20 protein-coding genes and 1 tRNA gene are annotated in these 21,344 nt (G+C 73.2%); 10 read left to right on the top strand and 11 right to left on the bottom strand.

Annotated elements, in window-relative coordinates; genetic code table 11:
• Nucleotides 1–60 precede the first annotated feature (60 nt).
• From E4P38_RS08535 to E4P38_RS08520, 4 genes are all read right to left on the bottom strand, one after another.
• Nucleotides 61–870 (bottom strand): ankyrin repeat domain-containing protein, encoded by an 810-nt coding sequence (locus tag E4P38_RS08535; protein ID WP_135131341.1) that lies wholly within the window; start codon nucleotides 868–870, stop codon nucleotides 61–63.
• A gap of 45 nt (nucleotides 871–915) precedes the next feature.
• Entirely contained in the window at nucleotides 916–1,671 is a 756-nt protein-coding gene (locus E4P38_RS08530) for an ABC transporter permease (protein ID WP_135131340.1), read from the bottom strand.
• The gene (locus E4P38_RS08525) at nucleotides 1,668–2,549 is read right to left on the bottom strand and encodes an ATP-binding cassette domain-containing protein (RefSeq protein WP_280791066.1); all 882 of its coding nucleotides are present in this window, start codon (nucleotides 2,547–2,549) and stop codon (nucleotides 1,668–1,670) included. Before E4P38_RS08525 ends, E4P38_RS08530 begins: the two co-directional genes overlap by 4 nt.
• A 245-nt stretch (nucleotides 2,550–2,794) precedes the next feature.
• Nucleotides 2,795–4,018, bottom strand: a complete 1,224-nt coding sequence (locus tag E4P38_RS08520) for an MFS transporter (protein ID WP_135131338.1) — start codon at nucleotides 4,016–4,018, stop codon at nucleotides 2,795–2,797.
• A gap of 124 nt (nucleotides 4,019–4,142) precedes the next feature.
• Here E4P38_RS08520 and E4P38_RS08515 point away from each other — a divergent pair, with 124 nt between their 5' ends.
• From E4P38_RS08515 to E4P38_RS08505, 3 genes are all read left to right on the top strand, one after another.
• The gene (locus tag E4P38_RS08515) at nucleotides 4,143–4,607 is read left to right on the top strand and encodes a universal stress protein (RefSeq protein WP_245160893.1); all 465 of its coding nucleotides are present in this window, start codon (nucleotides 4,143–4,145) and stop codon (nucleotides 4,605–4,607) included.
• A gap of 13 nt (nucleotides 4,608–4,620) precedes the next feature.
• The gene (locus E4P38_RS08510) at nucleotides 4,621–5,706 is read left to right on the top strand and encodes an adenylate/guanylate cyclase domain-containing protein (RefSeq protein WP_135131336.1); all 1,086 of its coding nucleotides are present in this window, start codon (nucleotides 4,621–4,623) and stop codon (nucleotides 5,704–5,706) included.
• 68 nt (nucleotides 5,707–5,774) lie between these two features.
• A complete protein-coding gene (locus E4P38_RS08505) occupies nucleotides 5,775–7,412 on the top strand; it encodes an ABC-F family ATP-binding cassette domain-containing protein (protein ID WP_135131335.1) in 1,638 nt (545 codons plus the stop codon).
• On the opposite strand, the gene E4P38_RS08500 is transcribed toward E4P38_RS08505, so the two are convergent.
• The 3 genes from E4P38_RS08500 to E4P38_RS08485 form a co-directional block, all read right to left on the bottom strand.
• Entirely contained in the window at nucleotides 7,399–7,944 is a 546-nt protein-coding gene (locus E4P38_RS08500; RefSeq protein WP_135131334.1) for a GNAT family N-acetyltransferase, read from the bottom strand. The two genes, E4P38_RS08505 and E4P38_RS08500, sit on opposite strands and share 14 nt — an antisense overlap.
• Nucleotide 7,945: 1 nt before the next feature.
• On the bottom strand, nucleotides 7,946–9,049 hold the full coding sequence (locus tag E4P38_RS08495; RefSeq protein WP_135131333.1) for an alpha/beta fold hydrolase: 1,104 nt from the start codon (nucleotides 9,047–9,049) through the stop codon (nucleotides 7,946–7,948).
• Between the two features lie 357 nt (nucleotides 9,050–9,406).
• Complete coding sequence (locus E4P38_RS08485) at nucleotides 9,407–10,909, bottom strand: long-chain fatty acid--CoA ligase (RefSeq protein ID WP_135131331.1); 1,503 nt, start codon at nucleotides 10,907–10,909, stop codon at nucleotides 9,407–9,409.
• Between the two features lie 114 nt (nucleotides 10,910–11,023).
• On the opposite strand from E4P38_RS08485, the gene E4P38_RS08480 reads away from it, so the two are divergent.
• Nucleotides 11,024–11,794: a 3-oxoacyl-ACP reductase family protein gene (locus tag E4P38_RS08480; protein WP_209309005.1), complete on the top strand. Its 771-nt coding sequence runs from the start codon at nucleotides 11,024–11,026 to the stop codon at nucleotides 11,792–11,794.
• A 10-nt stretch (nucleotides 11,795–11,804) separates the two neighbouring features.
• Here E4P38_RS08480 and E4P38_RS08475 read toward each other — a convergent pair whose 3' ends face one another.
• Nucleotides 11,805–12,692: an alpha/beta hydrolase gene (locus E4P38_RS08475; RefSeq protein ID WP_245160892.1), complete on the bottom strand. Its 888-nt coding sequence runs from the start codon at nucleotides 12,690–12,692 to the stop codon at nucleotides 11,805–11,807.
• On the opposite strand from E4P38_RS08475, the gene E4P38_RS08470 reads away from it, so the two are divergent.
• Nucleotides 12,691–13,032, top strand: coding sequence for a RidA family protein (locus tag E4P38_RS08470; RefSeq protein WP_245160891.1), 342 nt, complete (start codon nucleotides 12,691–12,693; stop codon nucleotides 13,030–13,032). The two genes, E4P38_RS08475 and E4P38_RS08470, sit on opposite strands and share 2 nt — an antisense overlap.
• 31 nt (nucleotides 13,033–13,063) lie before the next feature.
• Here the strand turns inward: E4P38_RS08470 and E4P38_RS08465 are convergent.
• The 3 genes from E4P38_RS08465 to E4P38_RS08455 all read right to left on the bottom strand — a co-directional run bounded on the left by E4P38_RS08465 (nucleotide 13,064) and on the right by E4P38_RS08455 (nucleotide 14,704).
• Nucleotides 13,064–13,135 (bottom strand) — tRNA-Arg (locus E4P38_RS08465).
• Nucleotides 13,136–13,193: 58 nt separating this feature from the next.
• Nucleotides 13,194–13,853 carry a DUF305 domain-containing protein gene (locus tag E4P38_RS08460; protein WP_135131329.1) on the bottom strand — a complete coding sequence of 220 codons (660 nt, stop codon included), beginning with the start codon at nucleotides 13,851–13,853 and terminating at the stop codon, nucleotides 13,194–13,196.
• Between the two features lie 44 nt (nucleotides 13,854–13,897).
• Nucleotides 13,898–14,704: a DUF3105 domain-containing protein gene (locus E4P38_RS08455; protein WP_135131328.1), complete on the bottom strand. Its 807-nt coding sequence runs from the start codon at nucleotides 14,702–14,704 to the stop codon at nucleotides 13,898–13,900.
• A gap of 132 nt (nucleotides 14,705–14,836) precedes the next feature.
• Between E4P38_RS08455 and argS the strand changes: the two genes are divergently transcribed.
• Genes argS through thrB form a run of 5 tightly spaced genes read left to right on the top strand, consistent with a single transcriptional unit; the run spans nucleotide 14,837 to nucleotide 21,270 of the window.
• Nucleotides 14,837–16,498, top strand: coding sequence for an arginine--tRNA ligase (gene argS, locus E4P38_RS08450; RefSeq protein WP_135131327.1), 1,662 nt, complete (start codon nucleotides 14,837–14,839; stop codon nucleotides 16,496–16,498).
• On the top strand, nucleotides 16,495–17,988 hold the full coding sequence (gene lysA / locus E4P38_RS08445) for a diaminopimelate decarboxylase (RefSeq protein ID WP_135131326.1): 1,494 nt from the start codon (nucleotides 16,495–16,497) through the stop codon (nucleotides 17,986–17,988). The genes argS and lysA overlap by 4 nt, the downstream gene beginning before the upstream one ends.
• Entirely contained in the window at nucleotides 17,985–19,289 is a 1,305-nt protein-coding gene (locus tag E4P38_RS08440; RefSeq protein WP_135131325.1) for a homoserine dehydrogenase, read from the top strand. Before lysA ends, E4P38_RS08440 begins: the two co-directional genes overlap by 4 nt.
• The gene (gene thrC / locus E4P38_RS08435) at nucleotides 19,286–20,359 is read left to right on the top strand and encodes a threonine synthase (protein ID WP_135131324.1); all 1,074 of its coding nucleotides are present in this window, start codon (nucleotides 19,286–19,288) and stop codon (nucleotides 20,357–20,359) included. Before E4P38_RS08440 ends, thrC begins: the two co-directional genes overlap by 4 nt.
• Entirely contained in the window at nucleotides 20,356–21,270 is a 915-nt protein-coding gene (thrB, locus tag E4P38_RS08430; protein WP_135131323.1) for a homoserine kinase, read from the top strand. Before thrC ends, thrB begins: the two co-directional genes overlap by 4 nt.
• Nucleotides 21,271–21,344 lie beyond the last annotated feature (74 nt).

Below are 21,344 nucleotides of genomic sequence, written 5' to 3'. Positions count from 1 at the left end.
CCCTGCAGACCGGGTGCGCCGGGACGCCCGCGGGTGCGGTCGGGCACGGCGCCCGGAGCACTACTCCTTGGCGCCGTGGGCGACGAGCAGGTCGGCGAGGGCGTCGTGGCCGGTGGCCTGACCGGCGTCGTTCCGGCGATGCAGCGCTGCGGCCACGTGGCTCATGTCCAGGGCGCTGGCGCCGTCGTGGGTCGTCGCGTTCACGTCGGCGCCGGTCTCGAGCAGCACCTTCACGATCTCCGGCGCGTCGCCGGCGGACCCGGCGGCCACCGCTGCGTGCAGCGGGGTGCGGCCAGTGGTGGGGTCGCGGCGGTTCACGTCGGCGCCCGCATCCAGCAGCAGGCGCACCAGGTCCAGCCGTGCGCCGCCGGCGGCGAAGTGCAGCGCGCCGGTGTTGGCGTCGGCGCCCCGCTGGAGGAGGAGCTTCGCGGTGGTCTCGGCTCCCCCGAACGCGGCCCACGACAGCAGGTCGGCGCCGCTGGTGCGGCTGCCGGGGTCGGCGCCCTCGTCGAGGTGGCGGGTGAGCTGGTCGACGTCCCCGAGGTAGGCAGCGCTCGGCGCGTCCACCTGGGCCCCGAGTTCGCGCAGGACGGGCATCAGCTCCGGGTGGAGCTGCAGGGCCACGTGCAGCGGCGTCCGGTTGAACTCCGTGTGCGCGGTCAGGTCTGCGCCGGCCTCCACGAGGACGCGGACGACGTCCGGCTGTCCCTCGGCGACGGCGACGTGCAGCGGCGTCCAGCCGCCCTGCCCGTCCCGCTCGACGGTGCGGGTGAGGAGGGCGGGGGAGGACTGCACGGCGGTCCGGACGGCGTCGACGTCGCCGGCGGCGATGAGCCGGCCCAGTCGTTGGACGGTCATGCGAGTGGTCACGCGGAAATCCTGTCCTGGAGTGCGATGGGGGGACGGCGTCCTCGTTCAGACGACGTCGCGCCGGACCGCCAGGAGCGTGCCCAGCAGGGCAGCCAGCAGACCGTAACCGACCAGCAGCAGGCCGCCTTCCCAGGCGCCGAGCAGGTCGGGTCCCTGGAACGTCGCCGTCATGGCCTCCAGCGCACCCCCGGGCATCCACTTGTAGGCACCCGACGTCGCGGGGATCGACCGGATCACCGGCTCGACGACGAAGAGGTACACCAGCCCTCCGACGATCGCGCCCACCTGGTTGCGCAGCAGGGCGCCGATCCCGACACCGATCAGTGCGTAGATGACCAGCGCCAGGCCCGAGCTGGAGAGCACCTCGAGGTTGTGTCCGGTGAGCGACGGCGCGGCACCCCGGGCGCCGGCGTAGACGCTCACGACCAGGACGTTCACGGCCAGTGCGACGAGCGCGAACGGCACGGCGGCGAGCGCGTACGCGATGATCTTGGCGACCACGACCCGCCACCGGCGGGGCTCGGCCAGGAACGTCGGCGTGGCGGTCCGGTGCCGGTACTCCTGCGTCATCCCGATGATGCCCAGGATCAGCGCCAGCACGGTCGCGTTGGTGGCCTGGGCGAGGGCGATCTCCTCGAACCCCTCGGTGCCGACCGGTGGGATACCGCTGTCGGCGTTGCCCGCGAAGCCCGTCAGCAGCGCGGCGAAACCGCCCACCAGGACGCAGGCCCCGAGCAGTAGGCCGATCCATACCTTGGTGGTGAAGAGCTTGGTCCATTCCGCGCGCACCAGGCGGATCATCGGGTGGCCTCCGGGGCGACAGGGGTACCGGCGGGCGGGGCGGCGAACTGCTCCCGGCCGCTGGTGAGCTGGAAGTAGATCTCCTCGAGACCACTGGTGTGCGGGCGAAGCTCGTGCAGCTCGATGCCGGCGGTGAAGGCGCGGTGGCCGACCTCCGCGGGCGTGGAGCCGGTGACGGTGAGTGCGCCGTCCGCCTGGCTGACGCTGCTGCCGCCCGAGGTCAGCACCTCGGCCAGCCGCGCGATCTCGGGGCTGCGGACGAGCACCGTGCCCGCCCCGTCGGCACCCGAGCGGAGCTGCTCCATCGAGCCCTCACGCACGAGCCGGCCGGCGCCGACGATGACCACGCGGTCGACCGTCTGCTCCACCTCCGACAGCAGGTGACTGGACACCAGGATCGTCCGGCCCTGGTCGTGGGCCAGGTGGCGGAGGAACCCGCGCAGCCACTGGATGCCCTCGGGGTCCAGGCCGTTCGCCGGCTCGTCCAGGACGAGGACGGCGGGGTCGCCCAGCAGGGCGGTGGCCAGCGCCAGCCGCTGGCGCATGCCGAGGGAGTAGCCGCCGGCGCGGCGCTTGCCCGCCTCGGCGAGGCCGACCTGGACGAGCACCTCGTCGGCGCGGGACAGCGGGAAACCCGCGGCGCGGCAGTAGACGCGTAGATGGTTGCGGCCCGAGCGCGCGGGGTGGAAGGCGGTCTCGAGGACGGCGCCGACGGTGCGCAGCGGCGCGGGCAGGTGCGCGTAGGGCGTGCCGTCGAAGGTCGCCGTCCCCGCGTCGGGGTGCATGAGCCCCAGGACCATGCGCAGGGTCGTGGTCTTCCCGGCCCCGTTGGGGCCGAGGAAGCCGGTCACCGACCCGGGTTCCACGGTGAAGCTCAGGTCGGAGACGGCCTGGACGGACCCGAAGGACTTGCTGAGTCCGCGGACCTCGAGCCGGCCTGAGCCGGCCGTCTTGCTGCCGAGGGCGGTGCTGGCCGTGGGAATGGGAACTCCTCGTCGTCGAATAGGGTCGTCGAATAGGGTCGTCGCATCGGGTGGCTCGCCCCATCCAAGCGCACCGGGGCCGCCCATCGGGAGCCCCCGGGGCCGTGGCGTGCCGCCGGCGCGGCGTGGTCGACCGGTGTTCAGCCGGAATTCACCGTGCGCGGGAGGACCCGCCCGAACGTGAGCGCGCCGACCCCGGCGACGACGACGGTCAGCAGGGCGACGCGCAGGCTCGTGGCGTCGGCGACGAAGCCGATGAGCGGCGGCGACACCAGGAAGCCGATGCGCAGCAGCCAGTTCACGACCGCCAGTCCCAGCCCCCGGGGGAGGCCCGGGAGCTCGTCGGCGGCGTGGTAGACGGCCGGCACGAGCGTCGCCACGCCGAGTCCGGCGAGAGCGAAACCCAGCAGCGTGACGGGGATCGATGGCACGGCGAGTGCGAGCCCCATGCCGGCGGCGGTCAGTGCGCCGCCCGCCCGCACGACCCGGCGCTGGCCGAACCGGTCGACGGCCCGGTCACCGGTGAGCCGGCCGAGCGTCATCGCGGCCTGCAGGGCCACGAAGCCCAGACCGGCCAGGGCCGCCCCGGCGGCGAGTTCGTCGCGGAGGTACAGCGCGCTCCAGGACGCGCCGGCGTCCTCGACGAACGCGCCGCAGATGGCCAGGACGCCGAGGGCCGCCATGGCGCCGAAGGCTGCCCGCCGGACCGGCCGGGACGCGGCCGGTCGGCCGCTTCCGGGGTCGGCGGCGTCCCCCTCCGGGCCGTCGCGGTCGGCGTCGTCGGGCCCGGCGAGCAGCGCCCGGGGGCCGAGCAGCGCCGGCACGCCGAACACCACCCCGACGACGGCGAGGTGCACCTCCAGCGGCACGCCCAGCCCGGCGGCGGCCGAACCGAGCAGGCCTCCGGTGACCGCGCCGATGCTCCAGATGCCGTGGAAGGCGTTGAGGATCGAGCGCCCGTAGAGCCGCTGGACGCGCAGCCCGTGGGCGTTCTGCGCCACGTCCACCACGGCGTCGAGCGCGCCGGCGCACAGGAGCGCCGCAGCCAGCAGGAGCCAGTTCGGCGCCGCGGCCGCCGCCCACACCGCCGCCGCGAGCAGGAGGAGCCCGTAGGAGGCCACCCGAGCCGAGCCGAACCGGCGGATGAACACGGCCGAGGACAGGCCGGCCAGGAGCGCCCCCAGCGGGAGAGCGGCCAGGGCGGTGCCGAGGGAGACGTTCGACAGCCCCAGCTCGGCCTTCACCTCCGGGAACCGCGGCACCAGGTTGGCGTAGAGGACCGCGTTGACGAAGAAGCACGCGCCCACCGCGAACCGGGCACGGCGCAGGAGCGCGCTGGGGGAACTCGTGCCGGGTTCGGGCATGCGGGCGTGTCCTGTTCGCGAAGCGGCGGGCGTCGGACCTGGGCGGTTCCCACTGCGGCGGGCATGCCCGGACGTCGATGATCTCGGGGTGTCTCCCGGCACACGGTCACATAGAGTGCGCGCCGTGAGCGAGAGCGCGTACCGCACGATCGTCGTCGGCACCGACGGGTCGGAGTCGTCCCTGCGGGCCGTGGCCCGCGCGGGCGCCCTGGCCGGAGCCTGCGGCGCGACCCTCGTGATCGCGTGCGCGTACCTGCCCCCGGACACCGACGACCGCGAGCTGGCCCAGGCGCAGGACACCCTGCGCGACGAGGCCTACCAGGTCGTCGGCTCGCATCCGGCCGAGGACACCGTGCGCACCGCCCATGAGCGGGCCTCCCAGGCAGGCGCAAAGGACGTGAAGACGGTCGCGGTGCAGGGCTCGCCGGTCGAGGCGCTGCTGGACGTCGTCCGCCGTGAGAACGCCGACCTGCTCGTGGTCGGCAACCGCGGCCTGGCGGGCATCAAGGGGCGCCTGCTCGGCTCGGTGCCGGCCGACGCCACCCGCCGCTCCCAGTGCGACGTCCTCGTCGTGCACACCACCGGCTGAGGCCGACGGCGGCATGACGGAGCCCGACCCGGGCGCGGTCGCCGACGCCCGCGAGGCGCTCGAGCGGCTGTTGCTCCACGGGCCCCGGCGCTATACCCGGCTGCAGATCGCGGAGCTGGCCGGCATGGCGCCCGAGCGCACCCAGCGGCTCTGGCGTGCCCTCGGCTTCCCCGACGCCGCGGACGACGACCCCGCGTTCACCGACGCCGACGTCGAGGCGCTCGGGGTGCTCTCCACCCTCATCGACTCCGGGTTCGTCGGGCCGGAGTCCGAGGCGTCCATCGCCCGCGCGATGGGGCAGTCCCTGTCGCGGTTGGCCGACTGGCAGACCGACATGCTCGCCGACGCCCTCTTCCGCGCCGGTGGCCCCGACGGCAGAGGGGCGACGGCGGAGGAAGCGGTCGAGGCCGCCCAGGCGTTGCTGCCGCGGCTGCGCGAGGTGCAGGACTACGTCTGGCGGCGGCACCTCGCGGCCAACGCCGACCGGCTGCTCGCCGCCACGTCCGGGCAGGGCGACCGCCGGGAGCTCGCGGTCGGGTTCGCCGACCTGGTCGGCTACACCTTCCGCAGCCGCGGCATGGGCGGGCGCGAACTCGGCGCCATGATCGAGGACTTCGAGAGCATCGCCGCCGAGGTGATCGCCCGGCACCACGGCCGGGTCGTGAAGACGGTCGGGGACGGCGTGCTGTTCACCGCGGCGAGCGCCGAGGACGCGGTCGGGATCGGGCTCGAGCTGCCCGAGGTGTGGGCGGCCGACGAGCGGCCGCCGCTGCGCGTCGGTGCCGCCTACGGCGCGGTGCTCACCCGGCTCGGGGACGTGTACTCACCGGTGGTCAACCTGGCCAGCCGGCTGACGTCGCTCGCCCGGCCGAACACGCTGCTGGTCGACCGGGAGCTCGCCGAGCGGCTGCGCGACCGCCCCGGCTACAAGGTGCGCCCGCTGCACCGGGTGTCGGTCCGCGGCTACGACCACCTGCAGCCGTGGCTGGTCCGCCGCCGCCCCACCGACGACGCCCGCGACGAGAGCGGCTACGAGGAGGGCTCCTTCGACGAGGACACCGTCGACAAGGACCCCGTCGACCAGGGCACGGTCGACTAGGACACCGCCGCACCCCACGACTGAGCCCGGGCGGGAACTCGGATGACAGGCTTGGGACCCTGGGTCGTGTGAGTGCCACTCTTGTCGCGCGCGGACTGGCGGCCGGTCACGGCGCCCGCGTGCTCTTCTCCGGCCTGGATCTCGTCGTCGCCCCCGGTGACGTCGTCGGCCTGGTCGGCGTCAACGGTGCGGGCAAGTCGACGCTGCTCCGCACGCTGGCCGGTGAACTGTCACCCGAGGACGGCACCGTCGTCGTCAGCCCGCCGTCGGCCACCCTCGGCTACCTGCCGCAGGAGCCCGAGCGGCGACCGGGGGAGACCGTGCTCGCCGCGCTGGCCCGCCGCACCGGCGTGGCCGCGGCCCAGGCCGCGATGGACGACGCCACCGACCGGCTCACCGAGGGCGAGGACGGCGCCGACGACACCTACGGCGACGCGCTCGAGCGCTGGCTCGCCCTCGGTGGCGCCGACTTCGAGGAGCGGGCCGACGAGGTCGTCGCCGACGTCGCCCCCGGCGTCGCCCTGGACGCCGTCACGACGGGCCTGTCCGGTGGGCAGGCGGCGCGGGTGGGCCTGGCCGCACTGCTGCTGTCCCGCTACGACGTCCTCCTGCTCGACGAGCCCACCAACGACCTCGACCTCGCCGGGCTCGACCAGCTGGAGCGCTTCGTGGAGAACTCCCGCGCCGGCATCGTCGTCGTCAGTCACGACCGTGAGTTCCTCGCGCAGACGGTCACGCGGGTCGTCGAGCTCGACCTCGCCCAGCAGCTCGTCCGCGTCCACGACGGCGGCTACGACGCCTACCTGGTGGAGCGCGACGTCGCCCGGCGGCATGCCCGCGAGGCCTACGACGACTACGCCGACACGAAGGCGGGCCTGGAGGCGCGAGCCAGGATGCAGCGGAACTGGCTGGCCAAGGGCGTGCGCGACTCGATCAAGAAGTCCAAGGACGGCGACAAGCACATCAAGGCGAAGAACCGCGCGTCGTCGGAGAAGCAGGGCGCCAAGGCGAAGCAGACCGACCGCCGGATCGAGCGGCTCGAGGTGGTCGAGGAGCCGCGCAAGGAGTGGGAGCTGCGGCTGGAGATCGCCACGGCCCCGCGGGCAGGCGCCGTCGTCGCGACCCTGCGCGGGGCGGTCGTGCGCCGCGGCGACTTCACGCTCGGCCCGGTCGACCTGCAGGTGGACTGGGGCGACCGGCTGGCCATCACCGGGGGGAACGGCTCTGGCAAGTCGACGCTGCTCGGCGCCCTGCTCGGCCGGATCCCGCTCGACGAGGGGACGGCGTCGCTCGGCCCGGCCGTGAAGGTCGGGGAGATCGACCAGGCACGCGGACGCTTCTTCGGGCCCGAGCAGCTGATGGACGCGTTCTCCGCCGAGGTGCCGGACTGGCCGACGTCGGAGGTGCGGACCCTGCTCGCGAAGTTCGGGCTCACCGCCGACCACGTGCTCCGGCCGGCCGAGACGCTCTCACCGGGCGAGCGCACGCGGGCGGCCCTGGCACTCCTGCAGGCGCGGGGGATCAACGTGCTGGTCCTCGACGAGCCGACGAACCACCTCGACCTGCCCGCGATCGAGCAGCTCGAGGAGGCCCTGGCCGCCTACACGGGCACGCTGCTGCTGGTCACCCACGACCGGCGGATGCTCGAGTCCGTCGAGACCACCCGCCGGCTCGAGGTGTCCGACGGGAAGGTCATCGAGAGCTGAGCTCGTCCGCGACGCCGACGGTGTCCATCCCGGCCCAGGTGTCGCGGACGTGGTGGGCCAGCACCATCAGGTCGCGCAGGTCCCCGTTCCGGTCGCGGATGTGGTCGACCAGCAGCGCCTCGCCGGTGAAACCGAGTTCGGTGAACAGGGCCAGCGCCCCGCCCTGCTCGGCGACGATCTCGACCACCAGCTTCGAGAGTCCGGACTCCACGGCCTGCACCAGGGCGTGCCGGGCCAGTTCCCGGCCCAGGCCGGTCCCGCGGGAAGTCGGCGCGACGACCAGCCGCACCTCGCCGACGTGGTCGGACCAGCCGGGGAGCGGCCGGACGGCGACGTATCCGGTCACCGCGCCGTCCCGGCTGTCGTCCACGGCCACCCACCGTCCGCCGGACGCCGGGCCGGCCGCCCACGACCGGACGGTGTCGGGGTCGTGGACCTCCTCCTTGATGAAGGTCAGATCCCCCTCGGGCAGCGCGGCGAAGAACGCCAGGAGCGCGTCACAGCGCTCCGGGCCGAGTTCGACCACCGGCATCTCAGGCCTCCTGCGCGCTGGGAGAGATCTCGTCGCTGCGGCGGCGGATGAAGTCGATGATCGTCGGCACCGTCGTCTTCGCTGCCGTGCGCCCGACGACCAGCCCCATGTGGCCGGCGTCCAGGCACAGCTCGTGCTTGTCCGGTGAGCCCACGAGGTCGATCAGCGGGGCCGTCGCCTCCGGCGGCACGATGTGGTCCCGGTTGGCCCGCACCGTGAGGAACGGCACCTGGACGTCGCTCAGGTGCACCGGGTCCCCGCCGACGGTGAGCCGGTCGTTCACCATCCCGTTGGCGCGCACGAGCATCTCGGCGGTCTGGCGGGCCGCCGCCCCCGGGAAGGGCACGTGGTCGTCCGACCAGCCGGTCATCGCCTGGTAGGAGGCGACGTACTCGTCGTTCCAGAGCCGTTCCCAGAGGGTGACGTAGCGGGTCACCTCGGCCGTCGGGGTCAGGCTGCGGAACCCCTGGACGACGACGGACGGCGGCACGTTGCCGTCGGCGCTCAGCACCGACTCGACCTCCATGCGGCCGACAGAGAACACGTCGGCGAGCGGCCCCATGTGCCGGAAGTCGACGGGCGTCGCGAGCACCGTGAGGCTCCGCAGCGGGGCGTCCGGATGGTGCGCGGCGTAGAGCAGCGTGAGGTTGCCGCCGAAGCAGTAGCCGAAGAGGTTGACCTCGTCGGCCCCGGAGAGCTCGAGCACGCGGTCGATGCCGGCCGGGATGTAGTCGTCGACGTAGTCCTCGAGGCCGTTCCCCGCGTCGCGCTCGTCCGCCTCGCCCCAGTCGAGCAGGTAGACGTCGAAGCCCGCCTCGAGCAGCTGCTCGACGAAGCTGTTCCCCGGTGTCAGGTCGAGGATGTAGCTGCGGCTGATCAGGCTGAACACGATCAGCAGCGGCGGCCCGTAGCGGACGTCCTCGTTGCGGTAGTGCCACAGCTGGGTCCGGCCGCGCTGCCAGACGACGTCCTTCGGGGTCTGGCCCACGCCGGGCCGGTCGACGCCGGCGACCAGCTTGATGCCGTTACGAGCCCGGAGGGCGTTGCGTTCGACGTCGCGCCGGACGCGGTCGAGCACCGTCTGTGGGCTGGGCACCGTCGGCATCGCTGTCCTCCGTCGTCGTTGACGTCGTCCGCCCGGCCGCACGGCGCCGTTCGGCTTCCAGTTGCAGTCCCAGCCGCCGCACCTCGCGGTCGAGCGCCCCGATCTGCGCCCTCAGCCGGCTCACGTCACTCCCGGCAGGAAGGTTCACCAGGTGCCAGGCGCGGGCGGTCGCGCCCCGGACGGTGCCGCGCACCGCGTCCTCCGCTCGCCGGAGCAGTGCGACCCCGACGTGGAAGCCCGGGGTACGCACGAAGGTCTCGGCCCGGGGCGAGACGGCTCGCTCGGCTGTGTCGAAGACCTGCCGCCACAGCGGGGGCGCCGGGGGAGCGGGTCTCTTCGCCGGTCCGTCCGGGGCGCTCATCGGCGACCGACCTCCTCGGGCACCTCCACCGACCGGCGCAGGATCTTGCCCGTCGGCCCCTTCGGGAGAGAGTCCACCAGCCACACGTGCCGCGGGTACTTGTAGGCGGCCACCCGCTCCTTCACGAACGCCTGGAGCTCCGCGGGATCGGCGCTGGCGCCGGGCTTCAGCGCGACGGCGGCGACGACCTCCTCGCCGAGGTCGGGGTGACTGATGCCGATGCACGCCACCTCGGCCACCGCGGGGTGCTCGTAGAGCGCCTCCTCGATCTCGCGCGGGTAGACGTTGTAACCGCCGCGGATGATCATCTCCTTCTTGCGGTCGACGATGAAGAAGTAGCCCTCCTCGTCCTGGCGGGCGAGGTCGCCGGTGCGGAACCAGCCGTCGGGGATCGCCTTCGCGGTGTCCTCCGGGCGCTCCCAGTAGCCCTTCATCACGTTCTCGCCGCGGATCGCGATCTCCCCGACCTCGGCACCGGCGACGTCCTTGCCGTCGTCGTCGACCAGTCGCATCTCGACACCGCGGATGGGCGTGCCGATGGATCCGGGCTTCCGCTCGGCGTGCGGGTGGTTGAACGACGCGACCGGCGAGGTCTCCGACAGCCCGTATCCCTCGAGCACGATGCAGCCGAAGGTCTCCTCGAAGGAGCGCATGACCTCCACCGGCATGGCGGATCCACCGGAGACGCACAGCCGGAGGCTGGCGACGTCGGTGCTGCCGGCGTCGGGGGAGTGCAGCATCGCGGAGAACATCGTCGGGACGCCCTGGAAGACCGTCACGCCGTCGCGCTCCACCACCGACAGGGCCTTGCCGCCGTCGAACCGCGGGATGAGCGTGAGGGTGGACCCGGCGAGGACGCCGGCGTTCAGCGAACAGGTCAGGCCGAAGACGTGGAACAGCGGCAGACAGCCCATGATCACGTCGTCCGGAGTGCCCTCCAGCAGCGTCTCCTGCGTCGTCCGGGCATTGCTGTTCAGGCCGGCGTGCGTGAGCTCGGCGCCCTTGGGCTGGCCGGTCGTCCCGGACGTGTAGAGGATCACCGCGGTGTCGTCGTCGGCCCGCTCGACCGGCGCGGACAGGCCCTCGTCGGCCATCAGCGCATCGGGCATGGCCGGTCCGACGGTCACGGACTCGATGCCGACAGTGCCGGCCGCCTCGCCGACCGCCTCGGCCGACGACTCACCGGTGACGACGATCCTGGCGCCGGAGTCGCGCAGGTAGTACTCGACCTCGCGCGCCTTCAGCAGCGGGTTCATCGGCACGACGGCCGCGCCGGCGAGGAGCGCCCCGTAGAACACGATCGGGAAGGACAGGACGTTGGGCAGGACCATGCCGACGCGGTCGCCCGGTTGGATCCCGCGCGACTGCAGCGACGCGGCGACCCGCAGCGCGGCGTCCCGGAACTCGTCGTAGCTCAGGTGTGCCTCGTCCATCCGGAGCGCCGGATGGGGCCCTTCCTTCGCCGCGGTGTCGATCAGGTTCTGAGCCAGATTGGTCATGGTGGGGTTCCTCCCCGTCGAGGTCCGGCCAGCGGCCTACCCGTTCGAGAGGTGACCTACCCCACGTCTTCGTTACCGTCGGTCCGACCGTTCACCAACGACAGGAGCCGACCCGTGGCAGACCGCACGATCCTTGACATGTTCCGGCTGGACGGCCGGGTGGCGATCGTGACGGGGGCGTCCTCCGGGCTCGGCGCGGTGTTCGCCCGGGCGCTGGCGGAGGCCGGGGCCGACGTCGCCCTCGGGGCCCGGCGCACCGACCGGCTGGCCGAGACCCAGCAGGCCGTGGAGCGGGCGGGCCGGCGCGCGATCTCCGTGCGCACCGACGTGGCACTGCCCGAGGACTGCCAGGGCCTGGTCGACGCCACGGTGGCCGAGTTCGGCCGGGTCGACATCCTGGTCAACAACGCCGGGATCGGCACCGCGACCCCGGCCACCCGGGAGACGCCCGAGCAGTTCCGGCAGGTCATCGACATCAATCTCAACGGCTGCTACTGGATGGCCCAGGCGTGTGGCCGGGTGATGCAGCCGGGCAGTTCGATCGTCAACATCTCCAGCGTCCTGGGCCTGACCACGGCCGGCCTGCCGCAGGCGGCGTACGCGGCGAGCAAGGCCGGGCTGATCGGGCTGACCCGTGACCTCGCGCAGCAGTGGACCGGTCGCAAGGGCATCAGGGTCAACGCGCTGGCGCCGGGCTTCTTCGAGTCGGAGATGACCGACACCTATCCCGAGGGCTACATCGACTCCCAGCTCGCGCGCGTGCTGGTGGGCCGCAAGGGCGATCCCGACGAGCTGGCCGCCGCGCTCGTGTTCCTCGTCAGCGACGCGGGCGGCTACGTGACCGGCACGACCATCCCGGTCGAGGGCGGGATGCTGACCAGCTGAGCGCGCGGGCTCAGGCCGCGCGGCCGAACAGTGCCGTCATCCGGTCGATGAGCTGCGGCCACACCGCGCGGGGCAGGTCGTGGCCCATCCCGTCGACGATCAGCAGCTCTGCGTCCGGAATGGCCGCGGCCGTCGCGTGGCCGCCACTCACGTTCACGAGTGCGTCCTGGGCGCCGTGGATGACGAGGCACGGCACGGACACCGACGTCAGGTCGCCGGTGCGGTCGGGCGTCGTGAGGATCGCGGCGAGCTGGCGGGCGACGCCGGCCGGGTCGTACGCGCGGTCGAAGGACAGTCCGGCCCGGTCCCGCAGGGCCGGCTCGTCGAACTCGAACCCCGGGGACCCGATCACGCGGTAGGTGTCGACCACGCGCTGGACGGCACCGTCGCGATCGCCGGCAGGGGGAGTGAGCAGCAGTGCCAGCGCTGCGTCGGACGGACCGCCGACGGCGGGCTCACCGGTCGTCGACATGATCGAGGTCAGGGTGCGCACCCGCTCGGGCGCCTGCAGGGCCACCAGCTGGGCGATCATCCCGCCCATCGAGGCGCCGACGAGGTGGACGCTGTCCAGGCCCAGCGCGTCGAGCAGGCCGACCGTGTCGGTGGCGAGGTCGGTGAGCCCGTAGGCCACCGACGACAGGTCACCGCCGAGCACGGACATCACGTCCGGTGCGCCGGCGTCGTGCAGGTGGGTGGACAGGCCGATGTCGCGGTTGTCGAAGCGGACGACGAAGTAGCCGTGATCGGCGAGCTGCCGGCAGAAGTCGTCGGGCCAGCCGATCATCTGCGTGGCCAGGCCCATGACCAGCAGGACCGGCGGGTCCTCGCGTCGTCCGAACGTCTCGTAGGCGATCTGGAGATCGCCGACCTGTGCCTGCTGGATGTCCCCGCTCGTCATGCGCGGGGACGGTAGTGCACCTGCCCCGCACCCGCTTCCCCGGACGGCGGACGGCGAACCCGTCGGCGCGGGTGATCTGGCGGCCCAGGTCGAGCAGGCCTACCTCAACGTCGCGACGGCACTCGCGGCCGTGGGCGGCACGTTCGACGACGTCGCCAAGGTGACGCTGTACGTCGTCGACTGGGACGAGTCGAAGCTGGCCGGACTCGGAGAGGGCGTCGGGCGGGCCGCCGAGCGGCTGGGTGTCCAACCGCTGCGACCGACGACGCTCATCAGCGTCGCGGCGCTGGCCGAGCCCGACCTGATGGTCGAGGTCGACGCGATCGCCGTGCTGGCGTGAGCAACAGCCGTACCGGCCACGTGCGGAAGAGTGCCCCCGGCAGGATTCGAACCTGCGCCCCTGCCTCCGGAGGGCAGTGCTCTATCCCCTGAGCTACGGGGGCTCGTCCGTGTTGCAGAGGAAACGCTATCAGTCTCCGGGCGTCTCCCGGACGGAGGGCCTCAGGGCGCCGGGAGGGGACTGCCGCCGCGCGCCGAGAGCATCCGCGCCATCGTCGTGACCTCCGCCGTCTGGGTGTCGGCGATGGTGCCGGCCAGCCGCCGGACGGTCGCCGTCTCGGCGTGCTCGGCCGCGTAGACGGCCATCTCCTTGCCGCCCTGGTGGTGGCGGATCATCAGCCGGAGGAACTCGACGTCGAACGCCGTGCCGGACAGGTCGCGCAGGGCGGTCAGCTCGTCCTCGGTTGCCATCCCCGGCATGAGGTCGTTCTCGCCCATCTCCATCGTGTGGCCGCTGTGACCCGTGCCTTCCATCCAGGCCATGGTCTCGCCCCCGGAGGGGGGCAGCCCCCACAGCGACAACCAGCCCTCCATGCGCCCCGCCTGGTTGGTCTGGGTCGAGGAGATGTCGAAGGCCAGCTGCCGGATCTCGGGGTCGGTGCTGCGGTCGGGCGCGAGATTGGCCATCTCCACGCCCTGCAGGTGGTGCCGCGACATGTCCCGGGAGAAGCCCGCGTCGACCGAGTCCGCCGACGGTTCCGTCGTCCGGCCGATGCCGAGGGCCACCGCGAGCCCGCCGCCGAGCAGCACCAGCGCGACGGCGATGACGGCGATCAGCGCCGGTCGCAGCAGGCCGCGCCCGGCGGGAGCGGTGTCGGTCACGGGAGTCACCTCGGTCGTCGATGCATGATCAGGTAGATGCCTGGTCAGGGAGCGGTGGTCTCCGCCGGTGCGCTCTCGGTGGCTTCGGCCCCCGGCGTCGTGGTCGTCGGCACGTCGCTCGGGCCGACCGGCGCGCTCGCATCACCGGCAATGAGCGGGCTCGCCTTGAAGGCCGGGTTCTCGCAGCTGGCGCCGACCTCGGGGTAGAAGTCGCCGTTGCGGGTGAAGAAGTCGGCGAACTGCTTGATCCGCTTGTCGTCCACGGAGTCGACCGTCAGCTGGTGGTTCCAGCCCTGCAGGCTGATGGGGGAGTCCAGCCCCACGTAGGGCGAGAGCATCCGGCCGGACTCGCCGTCGACCAGCTCGGCCAGCGTCGCGACGTCGTCGTCGGACAGCTCGTCGGGGTTGTAGGTGATCCACACCGCGCCGTGCTCGAGGCTGTGCACGGCGTTCTCGTGCCGGATGTCGACGTCGTAGACGGTTCCGGTGCAGTCGGCCCAGTTGCCGTCGTGCGGCCCACCGACCGGCGGCGACTGCTCGTACTGGACCGGCGTCGTCACGTGGTCCTGGCCGGCCGCGTACTCGAAGGTCTGCAGGTCGGCGATCTCGTCGGCCGACTGCACCTTGTCGGCGTTGGACTCGTTCACCTTGAGGACGGCGTAGGTGAGGACCGCGGCGGCGAAGAGGGCGACCGCGATCGCCGCGGCGATCAGGCCCCAGGGCCGCTGCGGGGTCACCACGTTCGCCGGCGGCCGCGTGCGACCCCTGCCCGAACTGCCGGCCGCGGTGCTGCCCTTCCCGCCGGGCTTGCCACCGGGCTTGCTGCGCGGGGGCGTGCGGTCCTTGGCCAAGGCCTCTCCTCGATGCTGGGGGTCGGGCGCAGGGCACCCCGTCGGTGCCCGAGTCTAGGTCGGGCTCCTGTACGAACCCCGGGAGCCGGGCAGCCCCGGGGTGCCGGGAAGGCGGGTCAGTACGCTCGTGCGGTGACACCCGAGCAGCTGCAGGACGTCGTACGGACCGCCGTGGGCGGGGCCGTCGACCGAGGCGTGCTCGCCGTCGAGGTGCCCGACGGGGTCGTCGTCGAGCGCCCCAAGAACCGCGAGCACGGCGACTACGCCACCAACATCGCCCTCCGGCTGGCCAAGGCCGCCGGCCGGCCGCCGCGGGAGGTGGCCGAGGTGCTGGCCGGGGAGCTGCGCTCGCAGCCGGGGATCGCCCGCGTCGACGTGGCCGGTCCCGGCTTCCTCAACATCACCCTCGCGCAGGGCGCGCTCGGGCAGATCGCGGTCAACGCCGTGACCGCGGGCGACGCGTACGGCCACACCGACGTGCTCGCCGGGCAGAAGCTGAACCTCGAGTTCGTCTCGGCCAACCCCACGGGGCCGGTGCACATCGGCGGTACCCGCTGGGCCGCCGTCGGCGACGCGCTCGGCCGCCTGCTGGAGGCCAGCGGCGCCGACGTGACGCGGGAGTACTACCTCAACGACGCCGGGGCGCAGATCGACCGGTTCGCCCAGAGCCTGCAGGCCGCCGCCCTCGGGCAGCCGGTGCCCGAGGACGGCTACGCCGGTAGCTACATCGCGGAGATCGCCGCCGAAGTGCTCGCCGCCGAGCCCGGCCTGCTCGAGCTCCCGGCCGGTGACCAGCTCCGGGTGTTCCGGACCCGCGGCGTCGAGTTGATGGTCGCCGAGATCCGCAGCTCCCTGGACGCGCTGGGGGTGCGGTTCGACGTCTTCTTCTCCGAGACGAGCCTGCACGAGTCGGGCGCCCTGGAGAAGGCGGTCGCGCGGCTGCGGGAGCACGGTCACGTGTTCGACGCCGACGGCGCCGTCTGGCTCCGGACGACGGACTTCGGCGACGACAAGGACCGCGTCCTGGTCAAGGCCGACGGCGAGCCGACCTACTTCGCCGCCGACTGCGCCTACTACCTCGACAAGCGGGGCCGCGGTTTCGACAAGGTCGTGATCATGCTGGGGGCCGACCACTCCGGCTATGTCGGCCGGTACAAGGCGCTGGTGGCGGCCGCCGGCGACGACCCCGCCGCCCACCTCGAGATCCTGATCGGCCAGCTGGTCAACCTGCTGCGCAACGGCGAGCCGGTCCGCATGAGCAAGCGGGCCGGGACCGTGGTCAACATGGAGGACCTGGTCGAGGCGATCGGGATCGACGCCGCCCGGTACGCGTTGGCGCGGGCCTCGGTGGATCAGCAGATCGACATCGACCTCGACCTCTGGAGCCGGAAGACCAACGACAACCCGGTCTTCTACGTCCAGTACGCCCACGCCCGGATCTCCTCGCTCCTGCGCAACGCGGCCGAGCTGGGGCTCTCCCTCGGAGAGCCCGACGACGTGGACGTCGCGCTGCTCGGCCACGAGCGGGAGACCGACCTGCTGCGGGCGATCGGGGAGTTCCCGCGGGTCCTGACCGCTGCCGCCGAGCTGCGGGCCCCGCACCGGGTCGCCCGGTACCTGGAGGAGCTCGCCGGCACCTACCACCGCTTCTACGACGCCTGCCGGGTGCTGCCGCGCGGTGACGAGGAGCCGACGACGCTGACGACCGCGCGGTTGTGGCTGTGCTCGGCGACCGCGGTGGTGCTGCGCAATGGCCTCACCGTGCTCGGCGTGAGCGCCCCGGAGCGGATGTGAGGGCGCACCCGGCGGGGCCGCTCCACGGCAACATCACCCCGCCGACGGCTGCGGGCGCGCCGCCGGAGGAGCTCGGCGCGCTGGACCCGCACGTGTGGCCGCGGTCGGCCGAGCGGATCGGCGGTGAGCTGCACCTGGGCGGGCTCCCGGTGACCGAGCTGGCCCGCACCCACGGGACGCCGCTGTTCGTGCTCGACGAGGGCGACTTCCGCAGCCGGGCCGGCGACTTCGCCGACGCGTTCGACGGCGCGGACGTCCACTACGCGTCGAAGGCGTTCCTCTGCGGTCAGGTGGCCCGCTGGATCGCCGACGACGGCCTGCACCTGGACGCCTGCAGCGGCAACGAGCTGTCCCTCGCGCTGGCCGCCGGCTTCCCCGCCGAACGGATCGCCCTGCACGGCAACAACAAGTCGCTGGTCGAGCTGCAACTGGCCGTCGACGCGGGCATCGGCCACGTCGTCGTCGACTCCTTCGACGAGATCGACCGGCTGGTCCCGCTCGGCGCCGCACGCGTCGCCGCGGGGGGCTCGCCGGTGCCGGTGCTGATCCGCGCGACCGTCGGCATCGAGGCGCACACCCACGAGTTCATCGCCACCGCGCACGAGGACCAGAAGTTCGGGTTCTCGCTGTCCACCGGCGATGCGCTGGCGGCCGCCCGCCGGGTGGTGTCCGAGCCGGGGCTGCACCTGGCCGGCCTGCACAGCCACATCGGCTCGCAGATCTTCGACACGGCCGGCTTCGAGGCGGCCGCGCACCGGATCGTGGGCCTGCTCGGCGCCGTCCGGGAGGCCACCGGACAGACCCTCGAGGAGCTCAACCTCGGCGGCGGCTTCGGCATCGCCTACCTGTCGGAGGACGACCCGGTCAGCCCGTCCGACATCGCCGCGAAGCTGCGCACCGTCATCGCGTCCGAGTGCGCGGAGCTGGGCCTGCCGGTGCCGCGCCTCGCGGTCGAGCCGGGCCGGGCGATCGCCGGCCCCGGCACCGTGACGCTCTACGAGATCGGCACGATCAAGCCGGTCCGGCTCGGGGCCAGCGGTGCGCCGGGCACGCCGCTGGTGCGCAACTACGTGTCCGTGGACGGCGGGATGAGCGACAACATCCGCACCGCCCTCTACGACGCCAGCTACACCTGCGTGCTGGCCAACCGCAGCTCCGACGCCCCTCCGGCGCTGTGCCGGGTCGTGGGCAAGCACTGCGAGAGCGGCGACATCCTCGTGCGCGACCTCTGGCTGCCGTCGGACGTGCAGCCCGGTGACCTGCTCGCCGTGGCCGCGACCGGGGCCTACTGCTGGTCGATGGCGAGCAACTACAACTACCTGCTCAAGCCCCCGGTGGTCGCCGTGCGGGAGGGCGCCGCCACCGAGATCGTCCGCCGTCAGACACTGTCCGACGTGTTCGCCCTCGACGCGGTCCTCGCCGACCTGCCCGCACCCTCCCCGGCGCCCTCCCAGCCCGCCCCCGAGCACGCCGTGGGGGTGCGGTCGTGACGGCGCCGCTGCGGGTCGCGCTGCTGGGCTGCGGAACCGTCGGCAGCCAGGTCCTCCGGCTGATCTCCGAGCAGTCCGACGACCTGACCGCGCGCATCGGCCGGCGGGTCGAGGTGGCCGGGATCGCCGTCCGGCGTCCGGCCCACCACGCCGACGTCCCCGCGGACCTGCTGACCACGGACGCGCACGCCCTGGTGACCCGGGACGACGTCGATCTCGTCGTCGAGGTGATCGGCGGCATCGAGCCCGCCCGGACGCTCATGCTGGCCGCGTTCGAGGCCGGCAAGTCGGTGGTCAGCGCCAACAAGGCACTCCTGGCCGAGGACGGCGTGGCGCTGCACGCAGCCGCGGCGAAGGCGGGCGTGGACCTGTACTACGAGGCCGCCGTCGCCGGTGCCATCCCGCTGCTGCGCCCCCTGCGGGAGTCGCTGGCCGGTGACCAGATCCGCCGCGTCGTCGGGATCGTCAACGGCACGACCAACTACATCCTGTCCCGCATGGCCGAGACCGGTGCCGGGTTCGCCGAGGCGCTGGCGGAGGCCACCGAGCTCGGGTACGCCGAAGCCGACCCCACCGCCGACGTCGACGGGTTCGACGCCGCGGCCAAGGCGGCGATCCTCGCGTCGCTGGCCTTCCACACGCCGGTGACCGCGTCGGACGTGCACCGCGAGGGCATCTCCGCCGTGTCGGCCACCGACGTGGCGCGCGCGGCCGAGATCGGCTGCACGGTCAAGCTCCTGGCCATCTGCGAGCGGGTCACCGGGCCGAACGGCGATGCCATGTCCGATACCGTTGCCGTCCGGGTGCACCCGGCGATGATCCCGACCTCGCACCCGCTGGCCGCGGTCGGCGGTGCCTTCAACGCCGTCTTCGTCGAGGCCGAGGCCGCCGGGCAACTGATGTTCTACGGCCAGGGCGCCGGGGGCGAGCCGACCGCCAGCGCCGTCCTGGGTGACCTCGTCGCGGTCGCCCGCAACCGGCTGGCCGGCGCGGCGGGGCAGTCGAGCACCGGGTACGCGAACCTCGCCGTCCGGCCGATGGACGAGACGCCGACCCGGTACCACGTGAGCCTCGACGTCGCCGACAAGCCGGGTGTGCTGGCGACGGTCGCGCACGAGTTCGCCGTCCACGACGTCAGCATCTCGACGGTCCGGCAGGACGGCAGCGGCGACGCGGCGACCCTGGTGATCGTCACCCACAGCGCCCCCGACGCGGCGCTGTCGGCCACTATTGCGGCGCTGCGGGACATGCCCGCCGTCCGGGGCGTCACCAGCGTCCTGCGGGTGGAGGGACTCTCATGAGCGTGTCGCCGGGCTGGCCGGGGCTGATCGAGGCCTACCGGAAGCGGCTGCCGGTGAGTGACAGCACCCCGGTGGTCACGCTGCAGGAGGGCAACACCCCGCTGCTGCCGGCCCCGGAGCTGTCCCGCCGTACGGGATGCGACGTCTACCTCAAGGTCGAGGGCGCCAACCCGACCGGTTCGTTCAAGGACCGCGGCATGACGATGGCCATCAGCAAGGCCGTCGAAGAGGGGGCCAAGGCGGTCATCTGCGCCTCGACCGGCAATACCAGCGCCAGTGCGGCCGCCTACGCCGCGCGGGCCGGCATCACCTGCGCCGTCCTCGTCCCGCAGGGAAAGATCGCCATGGGCAAGCTGGCCCAGGCGCTGGTGCACGGCGCGCAGCTGCTGCAGGTCGAGGGCAACTTCGACGACTGCCTCGCGCTGGCCAGCAAGCTGGCGATCGACTACCCGGTCAGCTTGGTCAACAGCGTCAACCAGTTCCGCATCGAGGGCCAGAAGACCGCGTCGTTCGAGATCGTCGACGTCCTCGGCGACGCCCCCGACATCCACTGCCTCCCGGTCGGCAACGCCGGCAACATCACCGCCTACTGGCAGGGCTACCAGGAGTACTGCCACGACAGCCCCGCCCCCGGCATCGCCTCGCACACCCCGCGCATGTGGGGCTTCCAGGCCGCGGGTGCGGCGCCGATCGTGACCGGCCAGGTGGTCGAGCACCCGGAGACGATCGCCACCGCCATCCGGATCGGCAACCCCGCGTCGTGGACCAAGGCGCTCGACGCCCGCGACACCTCCGGTGGCCGCATCGACGCCGTCACCGACCGGGCGATCCTCGCCGCCTACCGGCTGCTGGCCCGCAGCGAGGCGGTCTTCGTCGAGCCTGCCTCGGCCGCCTCGGTCGCCGGCCTGCTGCAGGTCGCCGCGGCCGGCGAGCTCGAGCCCGGCCAGCGGGTCGTCTGCACGGTCACCGGGAACGGTCTCAAGGACCCGGAGTGGGCCATCTCCGGCGCGCCCGCGCCCCGGACCATCCCGGTCGACTCGGCCGCGGCCGCGTCCCTGCTCGGCTTGTGACCTCGGTCCAGGTCCGCGTCCCGGCGACGAGCGCCAACCTGGGGCCGGCCTTCGACTGCGCCGGCCTGGCACTGTCCCGGCACGACGTCCTCGAGTTCGCCGTCCTGCCGTCGGGCCTGGAGGTGTCGATCTCGGGCGTGGGCGAGGGGGAGCTCCCCACCGACGAGTCGCACCTGGTCGTCCGCGCCTTCCGGGCCGCCTGCGCGCAGCTCGGCTGGACGCCGCCGGGCCTGCGCGTGCTCGCCGACAACGGCATCCCGCAGGGCCGGGGGATGGGTTCCTCGGCGGCCGCGGTCGTCGCCGGCGTGGTGGGGGCGTGGGCGCTGTGTCCCGACGTCGACGGCATCGACGAGGAGGCGGTCCTCCGGCTCACCAGCGAACTGGAGGGGCACCCCGACAACGTCGCCCCGTGCCTGCTCGGCGGGGCCACCCTCTCCTGGACCGAGCCCGGGGGAGCGCGGGCCGTGCGGCTGGCCGTCGCGGCGGACCTCCGGCCCGTCGTCCTCGTGCCCGACGCCACCCTGTCGACGCACGTCGCGCGGGGCCTGCTGCCCGATGTCGTGCCCCACGACGACGCCGCCTTCAACGCCGCCCGGTCCGCGCTGCTGGTGCACGCGCTGACCCGCGACACGACGCAGCTGTTCGCGGCCACCGACGACCGACTGCACCAGCGCCAGCGGGCCGCGGCGATGCCCGCGACGATCGCGTTGATCGACGCGCTGCGGGCCGAGGGTCTCGCGGCGGTCGTGTCCGGTGCCGGGCCGAGCGTCCTCGTGCTGAGCGCCGGAGCCGCGGACGGACCGGACGCGGTCGCCGCTCTCACTCCGTCGGGGTGGTCGGTCCTCGCACTCGAGGTCGACGCGGTCGGGGCAGAGGTGCTGGTGGGGGCGCCTGAGGTATCTTCTCGGTAACGAGGAACACGCCGGTACCCATCGGTGTTGTCCAGTCCGTGAGCTGCGTCTAGGCTCACGGCGTAGCCGCCCAC

This window comes from Blastococcus sp. CT_GayMR16 (assembly GCF_004570875.1).
Taxonomy (GTDB): Bacteria; Actinomycetota; Actinomycetes; order Mycobacteriales; family Geodermatophilaceae; genus Blastococcus_B.
Note: the sequence above shows the minus strand (reverse complement) of the source record. Positions and strands in the feature narration are given on the sequence as shown.

Coding starts and splice junctions, on each gene's coding strand:
- E4P38_RS08530 (WP_135131340.1), bottom strand. CDS start 1,671: ATGATCCGCCTGGTGCGCGCGGAATGGACCAAGCTCTTCACCACCAAG.
- E4P38_RS08520 (WP_135131338.1), bottom strand. CDS start 4,018: ATGCCCGAACCCGGCACGAGTTCCCCCAGCGCGCTCCTGCGCCGTGCC.
- E4P38_RS08510 (WP_135131336.1), top strand. CDS start 4,621: ATGACGGAGCCCGACCCGGGCGCGGTCGCCGACGCCCGCGAGGCGCTC.
- E4P38_RS08500 (WP_135131334.1), bottom strand. CDS start 7,944: ATGCCGGTGGTCGAACTCGGCCCGGAGCGCTGTGACGCGCTCCTGGCG.
- E4P38_RS08495 (WP_135131333.1), bottom strand. CDS start 9,049: ATGCCGACGGTGCCCAGCCCACAGACGGTGCTCGACCGCGTCCGGCGC.
- E4P38_RS08485 (WP_135131331.1), bottom strand. CDS start 10,909: ATGACCAATCTGGCTCAGAACCTGATCGACACCGCGGCGAAGGAAGGG.
- E4P38_RS08470 (WP_245160891.1), top strand. CDS start 12,691: ATGCGCGGGGACGGTAGTGCACCTGCCCCGCACCCGCTTCCCCGGACG.
- E4P38_RS08475 (WP_245160892.1), bottom strand. CDS start 12,692: ATGACGAGCGGGGACATCCAGCAGGCACAGGTCGGCGATCTCCAGATC.
- thrC (WP_135131324.1), top strand. CDS start 19,286: ATGAGCGTGTCGCCGGGCTGGCCGGGGCTGATCGAGGCCTACCGGAAG.